General features: G+C 65.9%; 14 protein-coding genes. 8 read left to right on the top strand and 6 right to left on the bottom strand.

The genetic code is table 11. The features are described from left to right. The first annotated feature begins 190 nt into the window (after window positions 1–190). Together Q0030_RS15100 and Q0030_RS15095 are read left to right on the top strand one after the other, a co-directional pair. Entirely contained in the window at window positions 191–1,624 is a 1,434-nt protein-coding gene (locus Q0030_RS15100) for a hypothetical protein (RefSeq protein ID WP_298368304.1), read from the top strand. Beyond that, window positions 1,624–2,025, top strand: a complete 402-nt coding sequence (locus Q0030_RS15095; protein ID WP_298368301.1) for a hypothetical protein — start codon at window positions 1,624–1,626, stop codon at window positions 2,023–2,025. The genes Q0030_RS15100 and Q0030_RS15095 overlap by 1 nt, the downstream gene beginning before the upstream one ends. 9 nt (window positions 2,026–2,034) lie before the next feature. On the opposite strand, the gene Q0030_RS15090 is transcribed toward Q0030_RS15095, so the two are convergent. The 4 genes from Q0030_RS15090 to Q0030_RS15075 all read right to left on the bottom strand — a co-directional run bounded on the left by Q0030_RS15090 (window position 2,035) and on the right by Q0030_RS15075 (window position 7,586). Next, on the bottom strand, window positions 2,035–2,790 hold the full coding sequence (locus Q0030_RS15090; RefSeq protein WP_298368299.1) for an SDR family oxidoreductase: 756 nt from the start codon (window positions 2,788–2,790) through the stop codon (window positions 2,035–2,037). Window positions 2,791–3,099: 309 nt separating this feature from the next. Then, complete coding sequence (locus tag Q0030_RS15085) at window positions 3,100–3,654, bottom strand: flavin reductase family protein (protein ID WP_298368797.1); 555 nt, start codon at window positions 3,652–3,654, stop codon at window positions 3,100–3,102. An 80-nt stretch (window positions 3,655–3,734) separates the two neighbouring features. Then, entirely contained in the window at window positions 3,735–4,835 is a 1,101-nt protein-coding gene (locus tag Q0030_RS15080; protein WP_298368296.1) for an LLM class flavin-dependent oxidoreductase, read from the bottom strand. Window positions 4,836–5,249: 414 nt separating this feature from the next. Continuing rightward, complete coding sequence (locus Q0030_RS15075) at window positions 5,250–7,586, bottom strand: mechanosensitive ion channel domain-containing protein (RefSeq protein WP_298368294.1); 2,337 nt, start codon at window positions 7,584–7,586, stop codon at window positions 5,250–5,252. A 326-nt stretch (window positions 7,587–7,912) separates the two neighbouring features. On the opposite strand from Q0030_RS15075, the gene Q0030_RS15070 reads away from it, so the two are divergent. The 3 genes from Q0030_RS15070 (at window position 7,913) to Q0030_RS15060 (ending at window position 10,311) form a co-directional block, all read left to right on the top strand. Continuing rightward, on the top strand, window positions 7,913–9,643 hold the full coding sequence (locus tag Q0030_RS15070) for an ATP-dependent Clp protease adaptor ClpS (RefSeq protein ID WP_298368291.1): 1,731 nt from the start codon (window positions 7,913–7,915) through the stop codon (window positions 9,641–9,643). Window positions 9,644–9,709: 66 nt separating this feature from the next. Further along, window positions 9,710–10,033: a type II toxin-antitoxin system RelE/ParE family toxin gene (locus Q0030_RS15065; RefSeq protein ID WP_298368289.1), complete on the top strand. Its 324-nt coding sequence runs from the start codon at window positions 9,710–9,712 to the stop codon at window positions 10,031–10,033. Continuing rightward, window positions 10,030–10,311, top strand: a complete 282-nt coding sequence (locus tag Q0030_RS15060; protein ID WP_207833640.1) for a helix-turn-helix transcriptional regulator — start codon at window positions 10,030–10,032, stop codon at window positions 10,309–10,311. The genes Q0030_RS15065 and Q0030_RS15060 overlap by 4 nt, the downstream gene beginning before the upstream one ends. 35 nt (window positions 10,312–10,346) lie before the next feature. On the opposite strand, the gene Q0030_RS15055 is transcribed toward Q0030_RS15060, so the two are convergent. Then, the gene (locus Q0030_RS15055) at window positions 10,347–12,437 is read right to left on the bottom strand and encodes a tetratricopeptide repeat protein (RefSeq protein ID WP_298368795.1); all 2,091 of its coding nucleotides are present in this window, start codon (window positions 12,435–12,437) and stop codon (window positions 10,347–10,349) included. 333 nt (window positions 12,438–12,770) lie between these two features. Here Q0030_RS15055 and Q0030_RS15050 point away from each other — a divergent pair, with 333 nt between their 5' ends. The 3 genes from Q0030_RS15050 to Q0030_RS15040 all read left to right on the top strand — a co-directional run bounded on the left by Q0030_RS15050 (window position 12,771) and on the right by Q0030_RS15040 (window position 14,649). Then, on the top strand, window positions 12,771–13,235 hold the full coding sequence (locus Q0030_RS15050; protein ID WP_298368793.1) for an Rrf2 family transcriptional regulator: 465 nt from the start codon (window positions 12,771–12,773) through the stop codon (window positions 13,233–13,235). Beyond that, window positions 13,222–14,040, top strand: a complete 819-nt coding sequence (locus tag Q0030_RS15045; RefSeq protein WP_298368285.1) for a class I SAM-dependent methyltransferase — start codon at window positions 13,222–13,224, stop codon at window positions 14,038–14,040. The genes Q0030_RS15050 and Q0030_RS15045 overlap by 14 nt, the downstream gene beginning before the upstream one ends. Before the next feature lie 357 nt (window positions 14,041–14,397). Beyond that, on the top strand, window positions 14,398–14,649 hold the full coding sequence (locus tag Q0030_RS15040; RefSeq protein WP_298368283.1) for a hypothetical protein: 252 nt from the start codon (window positions 14,398–14,400) through the stop codon (window positions 14,647–14,649). 60 nt (window positions 14,650–14,709) lie between these two features. Here the strand turns inward: Q0030_RS15040 and Q0030_RS15035 are convergent, their stop codons facing one another. After that, window positions 14,710–14,877 carry a hypothetical protein gene (locus Q0030_RS15035; RefSeq protein ID WP_298368281.1) on the bottom strand — a complete coding sequence of 56 codons (168 nt, stop codon included), beginning with the start codon at window positions 14,875–14,877 and terminating at the stop codon, window positions 14,710–14,712. Window positions 14,878–14,955: the final 78 nt, after the last annotated feature.

The following is a 14,955-nucleotide window of genomic DNA, read 5'->3' as shown; positions in this document are numbered from 1 at the left end:
CTATCCTACGCCTTTCATTCAACGCCACGGAGCGGGTCCCATGACACGGTTTCCCCTCGCTGTGGTCGTTGGCCTGGTTGCCGCGACCATTTCGCAGCCTGCGGCCTCGGATTCTACTGAACAACGATTGGGCAAAGTCCATTTTGCGACGTCCTGCAAACCGGGAGCGCAGGAGGCGTTTGATCGCGCCATGCTGTATCAGCATTCGTTCTGGTACAGCGCATCGAGACGCACCTTCGAGGAGGTGCTTGAGGCCGATCCGCAATGCGCCATCGCCTATTGGGGGATCGCGCTCAGCTATCTCTACAACCCGCACGGGCCGCCGCCGCCGGAGAATCTTCCGCTCGGTCTCGAAGCAGTGAAGAAAGGCCAGGCGCTGGGTGCGCAGACGCCGCGCGAGCGCGAATACATCGATGCGATCGCCGCGATGTATGTCGACTATGACAAGGTCGATCACCGCACCCGCGTGCAGCGATTCCTCGCGGCCGAAGAGCAGGTCGCAACGCGCTATGCCGACGATGACGAGGCCCAGATCGCCTATGCGATCACGCTCAACGTCGCGGCATCTCCAACCGACAAGACCTATGCCAACCAGCTGAAAGGCGCGGCGCTGCTCGAACCGATCTTCAAGCGCCAGCCCGAGCATCCGGGCATCGCCCACTATCTGATCCATTTGTACGACTATCCGGCACTCGCGGAGAAGGGCCTCCCCGCGGCGATGCGCTATGCCAAGATCGCCGAACGCGCGCCGCATGCCCAGCACATGCCGTCGCACATCTTCACGCGTGTCGGCTACTGGAAGGAGTCGATCGCCTCGAACAAGGAATCCGCGCGCATCGCAAAGGAAGATGGCGAACAGCAGGATCAGGCGCACGCGATGGACTATCTGGTCTATGCCTATCTTCAGCTGGGCCAGGACAAGGAGGCGCGCGCGGTGGTCGACGAACTCGGCAAGCTCGAGTTCAAACAGGATCGGTTCGCCGGGCCCTACGCGGTGGCGGCAAGCCAGGCTCGCTATGTGTTCGAGCGCGGCGACTGGAAGGGGGCTGCCGCGCTTCAGGTCCGTCCGACCAAGTACGCCTATGCGGACGCCGTCACCTATTTCGCGCGGGCGGTCGGCGCCGCGCGCTCCGGTGACCCGGCCGCCGCCAAGGCCGATGTCGCCAAGCTCGCCGAGCTGCGCGACAAGCTGAAAGACGCCAAGGATGCCTATTGGTCCAACATCGTCGACATCCAGCAGCAGATCGCGAGCGCTTGGGTGCTGTACGCCGAAGGCAGATACGACGAGGCGCTCGGCGCGATGAATGCCGCCGCGGAGGCGGAAGACAAGACCGAGAAGCATCCCGTCACCCCGGGACCGCTCGCGCCGGCGCGCGAGCTCTACGCCGCGATGCTGCTCGATCGCGGCAACGCCGCCGACGCGCTTGCCGCCTATGAGGCGGTGCTCAAGAAAGAGCCCAACCGGCTGGCGGCCTATGTCGGGATGATCAAGAGCGCCAAGGCGTCCGGCGATCAGGCCAAGACCCGGGAATGCGCTGATCAGATCGCCCGGCTTACCGCGGATGCCGATCTGTCGCGGCCGGAGCTGATCGAATTGCGACAGACGACCGGAAGCAAGCTGTGATGCCGCTGACGACATGGCGCAACGGTGCGGCGCTGCTCGGCGCCGTTGCGCTCTGTCTTTGCCACGTGCCGCCGCTCGGCGCGATGGAGATACTCGGCCAGGCTGGCGTGCTCGGCGAATGGGAGCTGACCGGGCATCTCACCGAAAGCGGACCGGATGCGCGCAAGCAATTCTCCGGACCGCTGAAGATGAAGCATGTGGGAATCTGCACCCGGGACGGACCGGAGGAGCGCGCCGGAGAGATCAAGCTGCAAATCACGGGTGCGGATCCGCAGGTGACGGCCGAGCTGGTGCTGGACGGCGCGCCCTGCACCTACAGCGCTCGCAAGACGCACAATTACGAGGGCACGCTGTCCTGCGAGGGCCGCGCGCCCGTTCCGCTGCTGGTGTGGCTCAAATAGACGCCGCCGTCAGGCGGCCGGCCGCGAGCGGCGCAGCCATTCGTTCAGATCGATGCGGCCGATCCGCGCCTCGCCCAATGGCACCAGCGAGTGCTCCTCGACCCGGCCACCCCAATACAGCGCGTCAGGGTCTTTCACCACCTGACGCGGATCGCCTTTTGCCTTCAGGTAACGGGCCACGATGTCGTTGAATGGCGCGCGGTCGGGACCGGCGATCTCGACGATACCGTTGCGCGGCGGCTCCAGCGCCACATCGGCGACGAGCGCAGACACGTCCTCCGCCGCGATCGGCTGGAACAGACCGGGCGAGAGCCTGACCGTATTTCCGACTGCGCCGGCATCAGCAATGGCTCCGACGAATTCCATGAACTGGGTCGCGCGGATGATGGTGTAGGGAATGCCGGCGGCCTCGATCAACTTCTCCTGCGCCATCTTGGCGCGGAAGTAGCCGTTCTCGGGCGTGCGGTCGGTGCCGACGATCGAGAGCGCGACATGGTGCCGGACGCCGGCCGGCTTCTCCGCCGCGAGAAGGTTACGGCCGGAGGTCTCGAAGAACTCCATCACCGCCTTGTTCTCGAACGACGGCGAATTGGCCAGGTCGATCACCACGGCCGCGCCGGCCACGGCCTGCTTCAACCCCTCGCCGGTGATGGTGTTGATGCCGTTCTTGGGCGAGGCGGCGACGACCTCGTGGCCGCGCTGGCGCAGAATGGCTGTGGTCCTGGAGCCTATCAGCCCGGTGCCGCCGATCACAACGATCTTCATGATTGGGCCTCACTTGTTGTTGACGAGAGATTCTGGGGTGCGCTGCTGTCTCCCGGTTGCCGCCGTCAAGCGCGATGTGCGCACCAATTGATCGATGCATCGACGAGCGCTGTGCGGTCGCAGGACGAGACCAGCCGGACGTCGTGCTGATGAGAGGTGTTGAAAAGCTCGCGCCGCCTCATCGATCGCTCCTGCATGCGCGGCGACACTTATAGCATGCCGCTCCCGCGCATGGCGCGCTCATCAAAGTGATCGGGATTGGTCAGCGGTGCTGATTGACTATCGGAGGCGTGCCACCCGCCAGCCGCTTCAGGAAAACTCGTTCCAGCTGACGCGCCGCGCGTCGACGTCGCCGAGCGTGATCGGGTCATGGATGTTGCGCACGCTCTGGAAGCCGCTGCGCAGATAGATCAGCGGATCGACCGTGGTCACGGCGCGCACATGCTGGACTTCGCCGATGAAGACCGAATGGGTCTTGGTCTCGAGCTCCTGCGCCAGCACGCAGTCGAACGCCGCCACCGCATCCTCCAGCACCGGGGCGCCGGTCGCGCCGGTGGTCCAGCGGCCGAAGCCAAAGCGGTCGTCGCCGTTGACGCCCTTCTGGCCGGAGAAGGTCAGCGCCAGCAGCGCGTGGTCTTCGTTCAGGAAGTTGATGACGAAATGGCGCTCGGCGCGGATGCGCTCATGCGCGCTGGCATTACGGTTAACGCAGACCAGCACCGAGGGTGGGTTATCCGACAGCGAGCAGGCCGAGGTCACCGTCAGGCCGGTGCGCTGTCCCGGCTCGCGGCCGACCGTCACCAGCGCCACCGCGCCCGCGCAATGCCGCATTGCCTGCTTGAAACTCTGTGCGTCGACCGTCATGCCCTGACCCTGAACCGGAATAGTTCCCTTGAAGATATGCGAGACAGGGTGCGAGGCAAGCCCCGCACCCTGCCTATCTGTCATGCAGCCTTCTCGAACTCGGCGCCGAGGTGCTTGAGCCGCGGCATCACCTCGTTCTTGAGCAGGTCCAGCGAGTGCCGCCAGGCTTCCGGCTTGTGCTTGTAGTCGAAGCCGAACACGCAGAGGACGCCGAAGCCGCCGACCTCCTGATAGATCTTCTCGATCTTCTCGGTGACCGTCGCGGGCGAGCCGACGATCCAATTCCGGCGCGCGCAATATTCGACGGTGACGTCGCTGTCGGGCACGTCGGGGGCGTGCTTCAGGTAGTCCTTGAAGCCGAAATGGCCGAGCAGCGGCAGGAAATACTCGCCCATCATCCGGCCCATCATGTCGCCGGTCGACAGCCTCCACGCCTCCTCGTCGGTGTCGGCGACGAACACCTCGCGCACCAGCCGCCAATCCCTGCGGCTCGGCTTGCGGCCGGTCTTGGCCGCGCCGGCTTCGACCGAGTCCCAATGGCTGCCGACATAGGCCGGGTTGAGGTTGAGGCTCATCGGAATGAAGCCGCGCTCGCCGGCGAGCTTCAGCGTGTCCGAGTTCTTCGACAGGCCGGCGACGCCGATCGGCGGATGCGGTGCTTGCTGTGGCTTGATGTGGGGTTTCAGGAAGTCGAACATCGTGTCCGGTTTCGACACCGTCCAGTACTTGCCCTTGTGCGTCCAGGGTCCGGGCTCGGACCACATCTTCAGGATGATCTCGAGCGCCTCGCGGGTCATGTCGCGGTTCTGCCCGGACATGCCGTCAACGTTGAACATCGCCCAGTCGCTCGGCAGGCCCGAGGCCGCGACGCCGAAGTTCAAGCGCCCGTTCGAGAGATGGTCGAGCATCGCGACGCGGTTGGCGAGCTCCGCCGGGTGATGATACGGCAGCAGGAAGCCGCCCGGCCCGATGCGGATGTTCTTGGTCTGCAGCAGCGCCTGCGCGACCAGCAGATCGGGCGACGGGTGCGGCTCCCAGGGTGCGGTGTGATGCTCGCCGATCCAGGCTTCCTGATAGCCGAGCTCGTCGAGCCAGCGCAGCGTCTGCAGGTCCCAGTCGTGGCCCTCCTTCAATCCGCACTCCGGCGGATGCGAGGGCATGGTGAAGTAGCCAAGCTCCATGTGCGTTTCCTTCCTTCGCTTGAGGTTCAGTCATGCAATGCGTCTTGCCGCGCATTCGAAGATGCGTTGAGCAAGCGCTGTGCCAGCGCGGAAATCGCAGGAGAGGAGGAGAAAGGCGGCGTTTTCGGCCAAGGGCAAGCCATGCCAAGGGCCCGGCGAGGCCCTTGCCGTCTCATCGTCGCGAGACGCTGTCGCAACGATGAGACGCGCAACGTGCCCAGCCGTTACGGCGAGCTGAGATCAAGCTGGAGCGGCCGCCGCCAAGGGACTGCGCTCCCTCTCCCGCTTGCGGGGGAGGGTTGGGGTGGGGGTATCTCAGCGAGTCACATCGTGGAAAGAGCCCCCACCCGGATCGCATCTGCGATGCGATCCGACCTCCCCCGCAAGCGGGAGAGGTGGAGCAAGACAGAGGGATCAGCCCGCCGCGCGGCGCGGCAGCTTGTTGCTATCAGGCTCGGAGGGCGGGGGAAGCTGCATCAGGATGGTCTGGCCCATCGAGGCGATCTCGATGCCTTCCTCCTGGAAGCGCCGCTTCATGCGGCGATTGAACTCGCGCTGCACCGACCAGCGGCCGCCGTCGGTACAGCGGATCTGGCCGACGATGGTCACGACCGAGCCGTCGACCTTGTCGACGCCCCACAATTCGAGATCGCCGCGGATCAACGCGCGATACGCGGTCTCCTGACGCATCCCGGCGACAATGTCCTTCAGCACCTCGCCGGCGCGGTCGGTGTCCTCCTTGTAGGACACGTTGACGCTGACCGCGGCATTGCCGGCGCCGCGGCTGGCATTGGTGATGGTCGTCACCGCGCTGAACGGCACGATATGCACCGAGCCGTCGCCGGCCCGCAGCCGCATGGTGCGGATCGAGACGTTCTCGACCACGCCCGACAGGCCCGACACCGTGACGGTGTCGCCGACCTGCACGGTGTTCTCGAGCAGCAGGAACAGCCCGGTGATGAGATCCTGCACCAGCTTCTGCGAACCGAAGCCGATCGCGATGCCGACGATCCCGGCGCCGGCGAGCAGCGGCGCGACATTGACGCCGATCTCGCTGAGCGCGGTGAGCCCGACCACCGCGACGATGATGCAGAACAGCGCGGTGCGCAGCATCGGCTGGAAGGTGCGCAAGCGCGCCGCGCGGGCGAAATGCCCCTCGCGCGACAGCGCGTCGATCTGCCGGTCCATCAGCGCATTGGCGCCTTCCCAGATCACGGCCGCGGCGAGCGCGGCAATGCCGATCGTCACCAGCGCCGAGATCAGCCGAGAGCCGATCTGGCCGCCATAGAACCAGACGATGGCGTCGACGCCCCACACCTCGAGCAGCGCCACGAAACCGATCACGGCAATCACCGCCGTGACCACCTTGCGCAGCAGCGGCAAATAGCGGTTGGCGCGGGTCTCGAGCCCCGGGAAGCGCTGCATCAGGTCCGGGCTGATACGGAAGCCGCGATCGATCAGGCTCAGCACCACCATGGTGACGAGGCGGGTGACCAGCAGCACCGCGACGGTGCCGACGAAATATTGCAGCAACAGCGAATAGCCGTTGCGGATGTTGAGCGCCCACACCGCCCACAGCGCGAGATCGAGCGCGATCGCCAGCACATGCCACAGCGAAGCGAGACGGTTGCGCGTCCGCGCCGCAAGGCCGGTGCGATCGGCCGGCGCACGGATGACGTCGGCGACCTGGCGGCGGCACTGCAGGATGATGACGACGATGAAGAGGTGCACGACAAGCATCACGAGCCGGAGCAGCGCGGCATAACCGGCGTGGGACAGCCCAAGCAGCAATGCGACATTGGCCAAGCAGATCCCCGAGACCCCGACGGCGACGATGCGCCGCGCCCATATCTCGATATAGGCCGCGGTCTCGGCACGGACGCGGACCAGGCCGAACGGGCCGGCCAGCGCGCGCACCGCACAGATCAGCGCGCGCGAGAAGGCATAGGCGTTGATCACCGCGAGGATCACGAGCCGCGTGGTCGACTGATTGCCGATCTCGGTGCTGAGCAGCGCGGCGGCCACGCTGAGAAACACGACCACCGGCAGCAGCTCGAGCACGAGGCGGCCGAGCACGAAGGGCAGACGGACCAGCGATTGCCAGGCCCGCGCCAGGCTGAGCCGGCGGCGATGCAGATCGCCCTCCGGCGTGACGTCGGCAACCGACGACGGCGGATCGGCGCTCGCGAGCGCCTGCACCGGCACGCGCGCAGTCTGCGGCAGCCGCGCTTCGAGGAACGCGACCGGCCGCTTGATCAGGCGGAACACCACCCATTCGGCGGCCAGTGCGCAGCCGAGCACCAGCGCTAGCTTCCAGGCGATGTCGATCAGGAGGCCATAGGCCGCGGGATCGTTGGCGGTGCGCAGGAACCAGTAATAGAACGCCGGGAAATGCGTCAGCGTGCGCGCGACGTCGGCGACCTCGCGCGACATCTCGCCGACCTGCTCCGACACCATCAGCAGAAGCTGCGCACCGAGGCTGTCCGCGCTGAGCGGGATCGGTGAATGCTGCTCGGGCGCCGGCTGCGCGCTCTGCGGCGAGGCATTGGCGATGGCACGGAGCGTGTTGATGATCTCGCCGCGCTTCTTGTCGTCCTGCAGCGTCTCGAGCGCGCGCTTCGCCTGCTCGGGCGTCAATGCGTCGCTGGTACCAGGTTGCGGCGGCGCCGGCTTGGCGGCCGGCTGCGCCAGCGCGGGCGAGACGAACAAGGTGAGGACGAGAAGGATCGCAAAGCGAAGTTTGTGCGACACGAGGGCCTCTTATTGAAACAATTGCGCGACCGCATATCCCCGGGAGGACTCTGCTCTCGCGCTCGCGCCATGTCGGATCGCCCCTTTTCGCCTTGATGATGTGTCGGAAGTTTGCTGCTGCGACGACCATCTCTTGGCATTTGCCGCAACACAATCGTCACAGGTGTTGAGCGCCGTTTACGCATGGCGGGCGGGGCAGGCCGAGCCGGCCGATCGGCTCGCCACACGCCAGGGCTGAGGCCGGACAATCTTTCGCTTGACGCGCAGGGGCCGCCATGATGTTCTTGTTATGTTCTTTTGGTTTCCGATTGTGTTCCGAGGTGATCATGCACGACGTCTTTGCCGAGAACGGCCCGGTCAGGCTCTTCATTCACGATGACGACAGGACGCCGCTGGAATTCATGCGTAACCTGTTACGCACGGTATTCGGCAAATCTCGGAAAGAAGCGATTGCCATCACTGCGCGGATCGAGGCCCAGAACGGATTCGCATGCGGCCCCTATCCCGCGACGGTGGCCAAGGCGCTGCTGGAGTCCGCCCAGCAACTGATCGATAGCAATGGCCATCCATTGCTGATCACACCCGCAGCCGCCGAAGCGGCTCGGCCGTGCGATCTCTGCGGCGCGCTGGATCCCGCGACCGACGTCTTTCTCATCCGCAGGACAGTCTGCCTGTGCGGCAACTGCTTGATCGCCGCGCGGGCGAGCTCGGAAAATCTGCCGAGCGAAGAGTTCAGATATGCGTTCATGGCGCTCGATTGGCATTTTGCCGGGACGCCGCGCAACCAGATCATGACCCGGTCGCGGCAGTTTCCCGGTCACATGCGTGCAGACGTTCAGATCGCGATCGACAGATTGTTCGATGCGCCGATCCATTTCTTCGGCCTTCATGAGCAACACCGCTATGAGACCCTCACGATAGCCGCGCTGATGGAGAACAGCCGCAACGCACCGGCGATCGCGCCGCCGCAGTATCACGACATCGACGTCGGGGAAGCCGAGCCGGTGAAATGCCTCACCAATGGACTGTGGCTGTGCCAGACCGAAGAACTGCGCTACGCGGTGCTGCTCAGCTACCATCGCGATTATCAGAGCGAGCCGAGCTTGCGGATCGAGCTCGCCGTGCCCGCAGGCGCCGCCGGAAACAGCCTGGTGCAGCGTACCTTTGCCGAGCTGGAAGCTGCCGTGCATGCGGCGCGCTCCTATCGCGGCAAGATCCTGTCGCTGGAAGATGCCGCCGACTACCGTGGCCGTGCCCGCGGCGTGACCGTGCATCGGCTGCCGACGGTGGCACGCGATGACGTGATCCTGCCGGAGCGGACACTGCGGCTGCTCGACCGCAACGTGCTCGGCTTTGTCGGAAGCCGCGATCTGCTGCGCAAGCTCGGACAGTCGACCCGCAAGGGCATCCTGCTGTATGGCCCGCCCGGCACCGGCAAGACTCACACCATTCGCTATCTCGCCACCAACCTGCCGGATCACACCACGCTGATCATCACCGCAGAGCAGGTCGGCCTGCTCGGCGCCTACATGAACCTCGCCCGCCTGCTGCAGCCGGCCATGGTCGTGATCGAGGATGTCGACCTGATCGCGCGCGACCGCGAGGACATGGGCGGACCGTGCGAGGAATCCCTGCTCAACAAGCTGCTCAATGAGATGGACGGCCTGAAGGAGGATTGCGACATCCTGTTCCTGCTGACCACCAACCGTCCCGAAGAGCTCGAGAGCGCGCTGGCCGGCCGGCCCGGCCGCATCGACCAGGCGATCGAGGTGCCGCTGCCCGACGAGACCGGGCGCGGCAAGCTGATCCGACTCTATGGCAAGGGCCTGCCGCTCGAACAGCCCGTCATCGACGAGGCCGTGCGACGCACCGAAGGCGTCAGCGCCGCCTTCATCAAGGAGCTGATGCGCCGTCTTGCCCAGGCCAGCATCGTCAGCAACGGCGGCGGAGAGGTCACCACCTCCGACCTCGACGGCGCGGTCAGTGAAATGCTGTTCGACGGCGGCCGGCTCAACGCGAAGCTGCTCGGCGGAGCACAGGGAATGAGCGTGGGGTGATCAGAATGGCTGCGCTTCCCGGTGGATTGCCGCTTCTCTCCATCTCAAAAATGAGATATGCTCGTGATGTCCTGGAGCGTCGAAATCCTCAACGAGGTCGTCGCGGAGGAGATCGCGGCGCTGCCAGCCGACATGCAGGCGCGTTTCATCCGCCTTTCGGAGCGCATTGCCGCCGCTGGACTGGAAAGTCTGGGCGAACCGCATGTGAAGCATTTGGTCGGCAAGCTTTGGGAGTTGCGATTGACCGGGCGGGATGGAATCGCAAGGTCACTCTATGTGACGGCCTTCGGCCGGCGCGTTGTGGTCGTCCGCGCGTTCGTGAAGAAGTCCCAGAAAACACCACCGGGTGAGATCGAGTTGGCGCTGCGGCGAGCAAAGGAAGTTACATGACGATACCGTTCGAAAAACTCAAGGCGCGCCTGTTGGCCAATCCGAAGGTCCGGGCGGAATACGATGCGCTCGCGCCTGAGTTCGAAATCGCTGCCGAGTTGCTCAAGGCGCGTCAGCGCGCGGGACTGTCGCAGTCCGAGCTCGCAGCCAAGATGGGCACCAGCCAATCGACCATCGCCCGGCTCGAGAGCGGCCAGACGCTTCCAAGCACCAAAACGTTGCTGCGATTTGCCAAGGCAACCGGCAGCAAATTCCAGATCCGGCTCTCGGCGGCGTAACGCTCTGCCAAGGCGGCCGATGGCGCGCTAACTCATCACGTCGCCGCCGCCCGCGGCAGCAACAGCTCGCGCTCCCCTCGTGCGACGTGCGCAAGCGCGTCGGACATCCGCGTCAGCACGCCCTCCCAGGCCTGCGGTCTGTCCTGGCGGAACAGCCGCATGGTCGGATACCAGGGCGTGTCGGCGCGGTCGCGCAACCAGCGCCAGTCGAGCGCATAGGGGCACAGCATCCAGACCGGGCGGCCCAGCGCGCCGGCAAGATGCGCCACTGAGGTGTCGACGGCGATGACGAGATCGAGCGCGCAGACGGCCGCGGCGGTGTCGGCGAAATCGCCGAGCGTCGGCGCGAGGTCGACAATGTCCGCACCGAGGCGCCGCAGCACCGGGGCATCGTCCGGCCGCGGCTCCTTCTGCAGGCTGTAGAGCTGCACGCCAGGTGTGACCAGCCGCGGCAGCACGGCGTCCGCCGGCAGCGAGCGCTGGCGGTCGCCCTTGTGCCTGGCATTGCCGGCCCAGACCACGCCGACTTTCAGCGCGGACACGCCGGCGAGCACCTCGCGCCAGCGTGCGAGCCTGACGGCGTCCGCCTGTAGATAAGACACGGCCGTGGGGATCGTCTCGACGGTTGTGCGGAAAATCCGCGGCAGGCTCAGCAGCGGCAGTTGCAGGTCGAACGGCGGCAACGGCTCGCCGCGCGCGAACACCGCGACATCGGGCAGCATCGGCCGCAGCAGCGAGACCAGCGCCGGCTGCACCTGCAGAATGATCCGGCCGCCTTCGCCCGCCAGCATCGGCACGTAGCGGACGAAATTGATGGCGTCGCCGAGCCCGTATTCGGCAAACAAGAGCAGCGTGCGTCCCGCCAGCGGCTCACCCTGCCATTCCGGCTCGTCGAACACCGGATCGCCTTCGCTGAGCATCTTGGTCTTGCGGCGCCACTGATACTCTTCAAAACCCTCCTCGAACTCGCCGTTCATCAGCAGGAAATGCGCGTGGTTGTAATGCGCCAGCGGCTGTTCGGGGTCGAGTGCGATGGCCCGGCGCGAGGCCGCCAGCGCCGCATCGATCTCGCCGACATTGCGCAGCGCGACCGCAAGATTGGCGTGGCCCTTGGCGTAATTGGGTTCGAGCTCGATGGCCCGCCGATGCGCGGCGACCGCCGCCTCGACCAGGTTCTGCGCTTCGAAGATGATTCCGAGATTGGTGTGCGCGGCGGCATAGTCCGGCTTGAGCGCCAGCGCCAGCTCGGCGCAGGCGATGGCGTCATCGACCTGTCCGAGCTCGAACAGGCAGGCGCCGAGATTGTTGAGGATGACGTGATCGGACGGATCGCGGGCCGAGACCTGCCGATAGATACGGACCGCCTCCTCGCGCTCGCCGAGTTCATGCAGCACCATGGCCAGCAGGCGCCGCGGCGCGAAGTTGTCGGGCTCGAGCGCGACCGCGCGGCGATAGTGCAGGACTGCGTCCTCCAGCCGGCCAAGCCGGTAGAGGGCCGCACCGAGGCCACTGTGCAGCCCGGGATGATCGGGATCCGCGCCGAGCCCGCGGCGATAAGCGGTGGCGGCGGCGTCGTGCTTCTTCTGATCGGTCAACGCATTGCCAAGGTTGAGCCAGACGCCGCGATAGGCCGGATCACGCGCGATCACCTCGCGATAGGCCTGCTCGGCCTCGACCGGCCGCTGCTGTCCGGCCAGCGCAACCGCGAGGTTGAACCGCGCCCGCGTCAGGCCGCCATCGAGGGCGATCGCGCGGCGAAACGCCGCCTCGGCCTCGTCGAAGCGCGACAGCTCGCACAGCGCAACGCCGAGCTTGATGTGCAGGCCGGCATCCTTCGGCCGCAACGTGACGCCGCGCTGGAACGCCGCCACCGCCCCCTCGTGCTCGCCCTTCACGGCGAGCGCATCGCCAAGCGTCGCGAACGCCGGTCCGTGATGCGGATCGAGGCTGAACACCCGGTTCAGCAGCACCGCGCCTTCGGCGGCGCGATCGGTCACGAAGGCGATGACGGCGGACAGATGCAGCGCCGGAATATGGTCGGGATCTGATGTGAGGATATCGCCGCACAACGTGCCGGCCTCCATCGCGCGGCCCGCGCCATAATGCGCCACCGCATCCAGCAACATCCGATCAACAGCCACACTGCCCACGATCCCGCCCCCGCCTCTCAAGACCCCAATGGGGATTAAACGGACGGCGGCAAGAATTCCGGCACGCGATTCCCGATTGAAGGGGGCAACTTCTGATCTCTTCCCCTTCCCCCTGAAAGGGGGAAGGTCGGGATGGGGGTCAACCACACGCACGGCTTCTCGCGGAGAGAGTTGATCCCCACCCGCTTTGCTCTGACGAGCAAAGCGACCTCGCCTTTTCAAGGGGAGGTAAGCGGACGACTGGGAACGATGATGCGCCCGCCATCGCCGCTCTTGACGACCGGCCCATCATGTAACATATGGAGTTACATGATACGCGATAGCCGTCTATCTGGTGTCCTGCACGGCCTCCTCCACATGATCGGAGCAGGCGAACCGGTCACGTCGGAGCAACTTGCACAGGCGATGGCCACCAACCCGGTGGTTGTCCGCCGCGTGATGGCGGGCCTGCGTGAGCAAGGCCTGATCCGCTCCGAGAAGGGCCATGGCGGTGGCTGGACGCTCGCGCGCGATCCCGCCGACATCACGCTCGCCGACATCTATCGCGCGGTCGGCGCGCCCACGATCGTCGCGATGGGCCATCGCTCCGAAAATCCCGGCTGCCTGGTCGAACAGTCCGTCAATGACGCGCTGTCCGGCACGTTTCGCGAGGTCGAGGCGATCTTCCTGAAGCGCCTCGGCGCGGTGACGCTCGAAGCGCTCGCGAAGGATTTCAAGCGCCGGCTCGCCAAACACAAACAAAGCCTCGAGGACCAGATCCATGCAGCCAAGTGACCAGGCGAAGCCGCTTCCGTTCAACGATCCCGCGCACTGGGACAAGATGGTCGCGACCTACGAGGCGCAGTCGCAGCCGTTCACGACACACTTCGCCGAGGCCGCAGTCGCGATGCTCCCGATCGGTCCGTCATCGAAGGTGCTCGACGTCGCCACCGGTACAGGTGCTGCGGCGCTGGCCGCCGCCCGCACCGGCGCGCAGGTCACCGCGATCGACTTTTCCGCCGGCATGGTGGCGCGAGTCCGCGCGCATGGCCTGCAAAATATCGAGGCGCGGCAGATGGACGGCCAGGCACTCGATTTACCGGATGCCGCCTTCGATGCGACGGTATCGGTGTTCGGCGTGATGCTGTTTCCCGATTGGCGCGCCGGACTGCGCGAGATGGCGCGGGTGACGCGGCCGGGCGGATCGGCAGCGATCGCGGTCTGGAAAAGCGCCGACGGCGCCGCCGTGTATCTCTTGCTCTCGCAGATCATCCGGCGGCTCTATCCCGACAACGTCACGCCGATGCCGTGCACGGGCCTCGCCGAGCTCGCCGATCCCGGCCGCCTCGCTGCGGCGGTGATCGCAGCCGGCTTCTCCGATCCTGCTGTCGCCGAGATCACCCACGACTTCAAGCTCAATGTCGCCAATCCTGCCGACGTCGACAAATTGTTCGAGTTCATGCCGCATTGGAGCGGGCTCGATGCGGACCAGAGCGCCGCGGTTGCGCGCGCCTTCCGGAGCGAGATTGAGCGCGGGCGGGTCGGGGACGCCTTCGTGATTCCCTCGACCGCGCTGGTCGCGACGGCGCTGCGGCCGTAGCCGCCGCGGTAGCCATCGCCACGCCTCAAGCGGCGATCGAGGCACATGCGTTATCGATCGCCCGCTTTGCGTGCGCTGAACGAGAATGACCCGCCGCCTCATCGGCTGATGCGGCAATCCCGTGCGCTACTTCCTTCTCAAATTGTGCAATGACGTAGCCGCCTAGCAACGGCGCGTTACAAAAGCAATGCGCGCCGAGATTCCACGGCATGCTCCGCGAGCCTCTACACGCTGTGGGAGCATGAGAACGCCTATGTCGACACGCTCGGCACGCTGCAGACGGCGCGTGACTTCGTCACCGGCCGCGCATCCGGCGGCGTCAAGCTGAGCTATCCGCTGGCAACGATCGACGCCGCGGTGCTCTCGCCCTATCTCGGCGTCTATGGCGACTACTATTTCAGCAGGGACGATGCCGCGGCATTGGCCGTGAGCGGCATCCCGGTCAACCCGACGCTGGTGCTGGAGGGCTGGTCGGCCCGCGTCACCGGCGGGCTGAACGCGAGGCTCGCGGGCGGCACGATGGTCGGCCTCGGCGCGGAGTATGGCGGCCTCGGCGGCACGGCCCGGATCTGGACGTTCTCGGCCAGGGCGCGCGTGCCGTTCAACTGATTGATGGCGGCATCATTGGCCCGCATCCTCGAAAATGCGGGTCCGTCGGTGGCGCTCTTGCTAGCGCTTGTCGTCGCCTTGCTGTTTTCCGTCACTCGGCGGCTGCAGGCCGGGGCTGTTGGCCCAACGGTCGAGGTCCTCGATGACCCGCCGGTGGCTCGGCCGCAGCGACGGCGGACCGCCGGGCTCCTGAGAGAGTTTTCGGGGCAGCTTGACCTGTTCTGGCATGGCGAGGCTCCAGAGCTGGGCGGTGTGCGGGCCATTCGCAGCGAGCGTTACGCACATGCGCGGATCGCGGGCCGCGAC

This window comes from uncultured Bradyrhizobium sp. (assembly GCF_947648125.1).
In the GTDB taxonomy this organism is placed as follows: domain Bacteria; phylum Pseudomonadota; class Alphaproteobacteria; order Rhizobiales; family Xanthobacteraceae; genus Bradyrhizobium.
This window is presented reverse-complemented; position numbering and strand designations above follow the sequence as displayed.

Bases quoted from the DNA above. Each gene is read 5' to 3' on its own strand.
- Q0030_RS15100 (WP_298368304.1), top strand. From the start codon at position 191: ATGCTGTATCAGCATTCGTTCTGGTACAGCGCATCGAGACGCACCTTC.
- Q0030_RS15095 (WP_298368301.1), top strand. From the start codon at position 1,624: ATGCCGCTGACGACATGGCGCAACGGTGCGGCGCTGCTCGGCGCCGTT.
- Q0030_RS15090 (WP_298368299.1), bottom strand. From the start codon at position 2,790: ATGAAGATCGTTGTGATCGGCGGCACCGGGCTGATAGGCTCCAGGACC.
- Q0030_RS15085 (WP_298368797.1), bottom strand. From the start codon at position 3,654: ATGACGGTCGACGCACAGAGTTTCAAGCAGGCAATGCGGCATTGCGCG.
- Q0030_RS15080 (WP_298368296.1), bottom strand. From the start codon at position 4,835: ATGGAGCTTGGCTACTTCACCATGCCCTCGCATCCGCCGGAGTGCGGA.
- Q0030_RS15070 (WP_298368291.1), top strand. From the start codon at position 7,913: ATGCACGACGTCTTTGCCGAGAACGGCCCGGTCAGGCTCTTCATTCAC.
- Q0030_RS15065 (WP_298368289.1), top strand. From the start codon at position 9,710: ATGTCCTGGAGCGTCGAAATCCTCAACGAGGTCGTCGCGGAGGAGATC.
- Q0030_RS15060 (WP_207833640.1), top strand. From the start codon at position 10,030: ATGACGATACCGTTCGAAAAACTCAAGGCGCGCCTGTTGGCCAATCCG.
- Q0030_RS15055 (WP_298368795.1), bottom strand. From the start codon at position 12,437: ATGTTGCTGGATGCGGTGGCGCATTATGGCGCGGGCCGCGCGATGGAG.
- Q0030_RS15050 (WP_298368793.1), top strand. From the start codon at position 12,771: ATGATACGCGATAGCCGTCTATCTGGTGTCCTGCACGGCCTCCTCCAC.
- Q0030_RS15045 (WP_298368285.1), top strand. From the start codon at position 13,222: ATGCAGCCAAGTGACCAGGCGAAGCCGCTTCCGTTCAACGATCCCGCG.
- Q0030_RS15035 (WP_298368281.1), bottom strand. From the start codon at position 14,877: ATGCCAGAACAGGTCAAGCTGCCCCGAAAACTCTCTCAGGAGCCCGGC.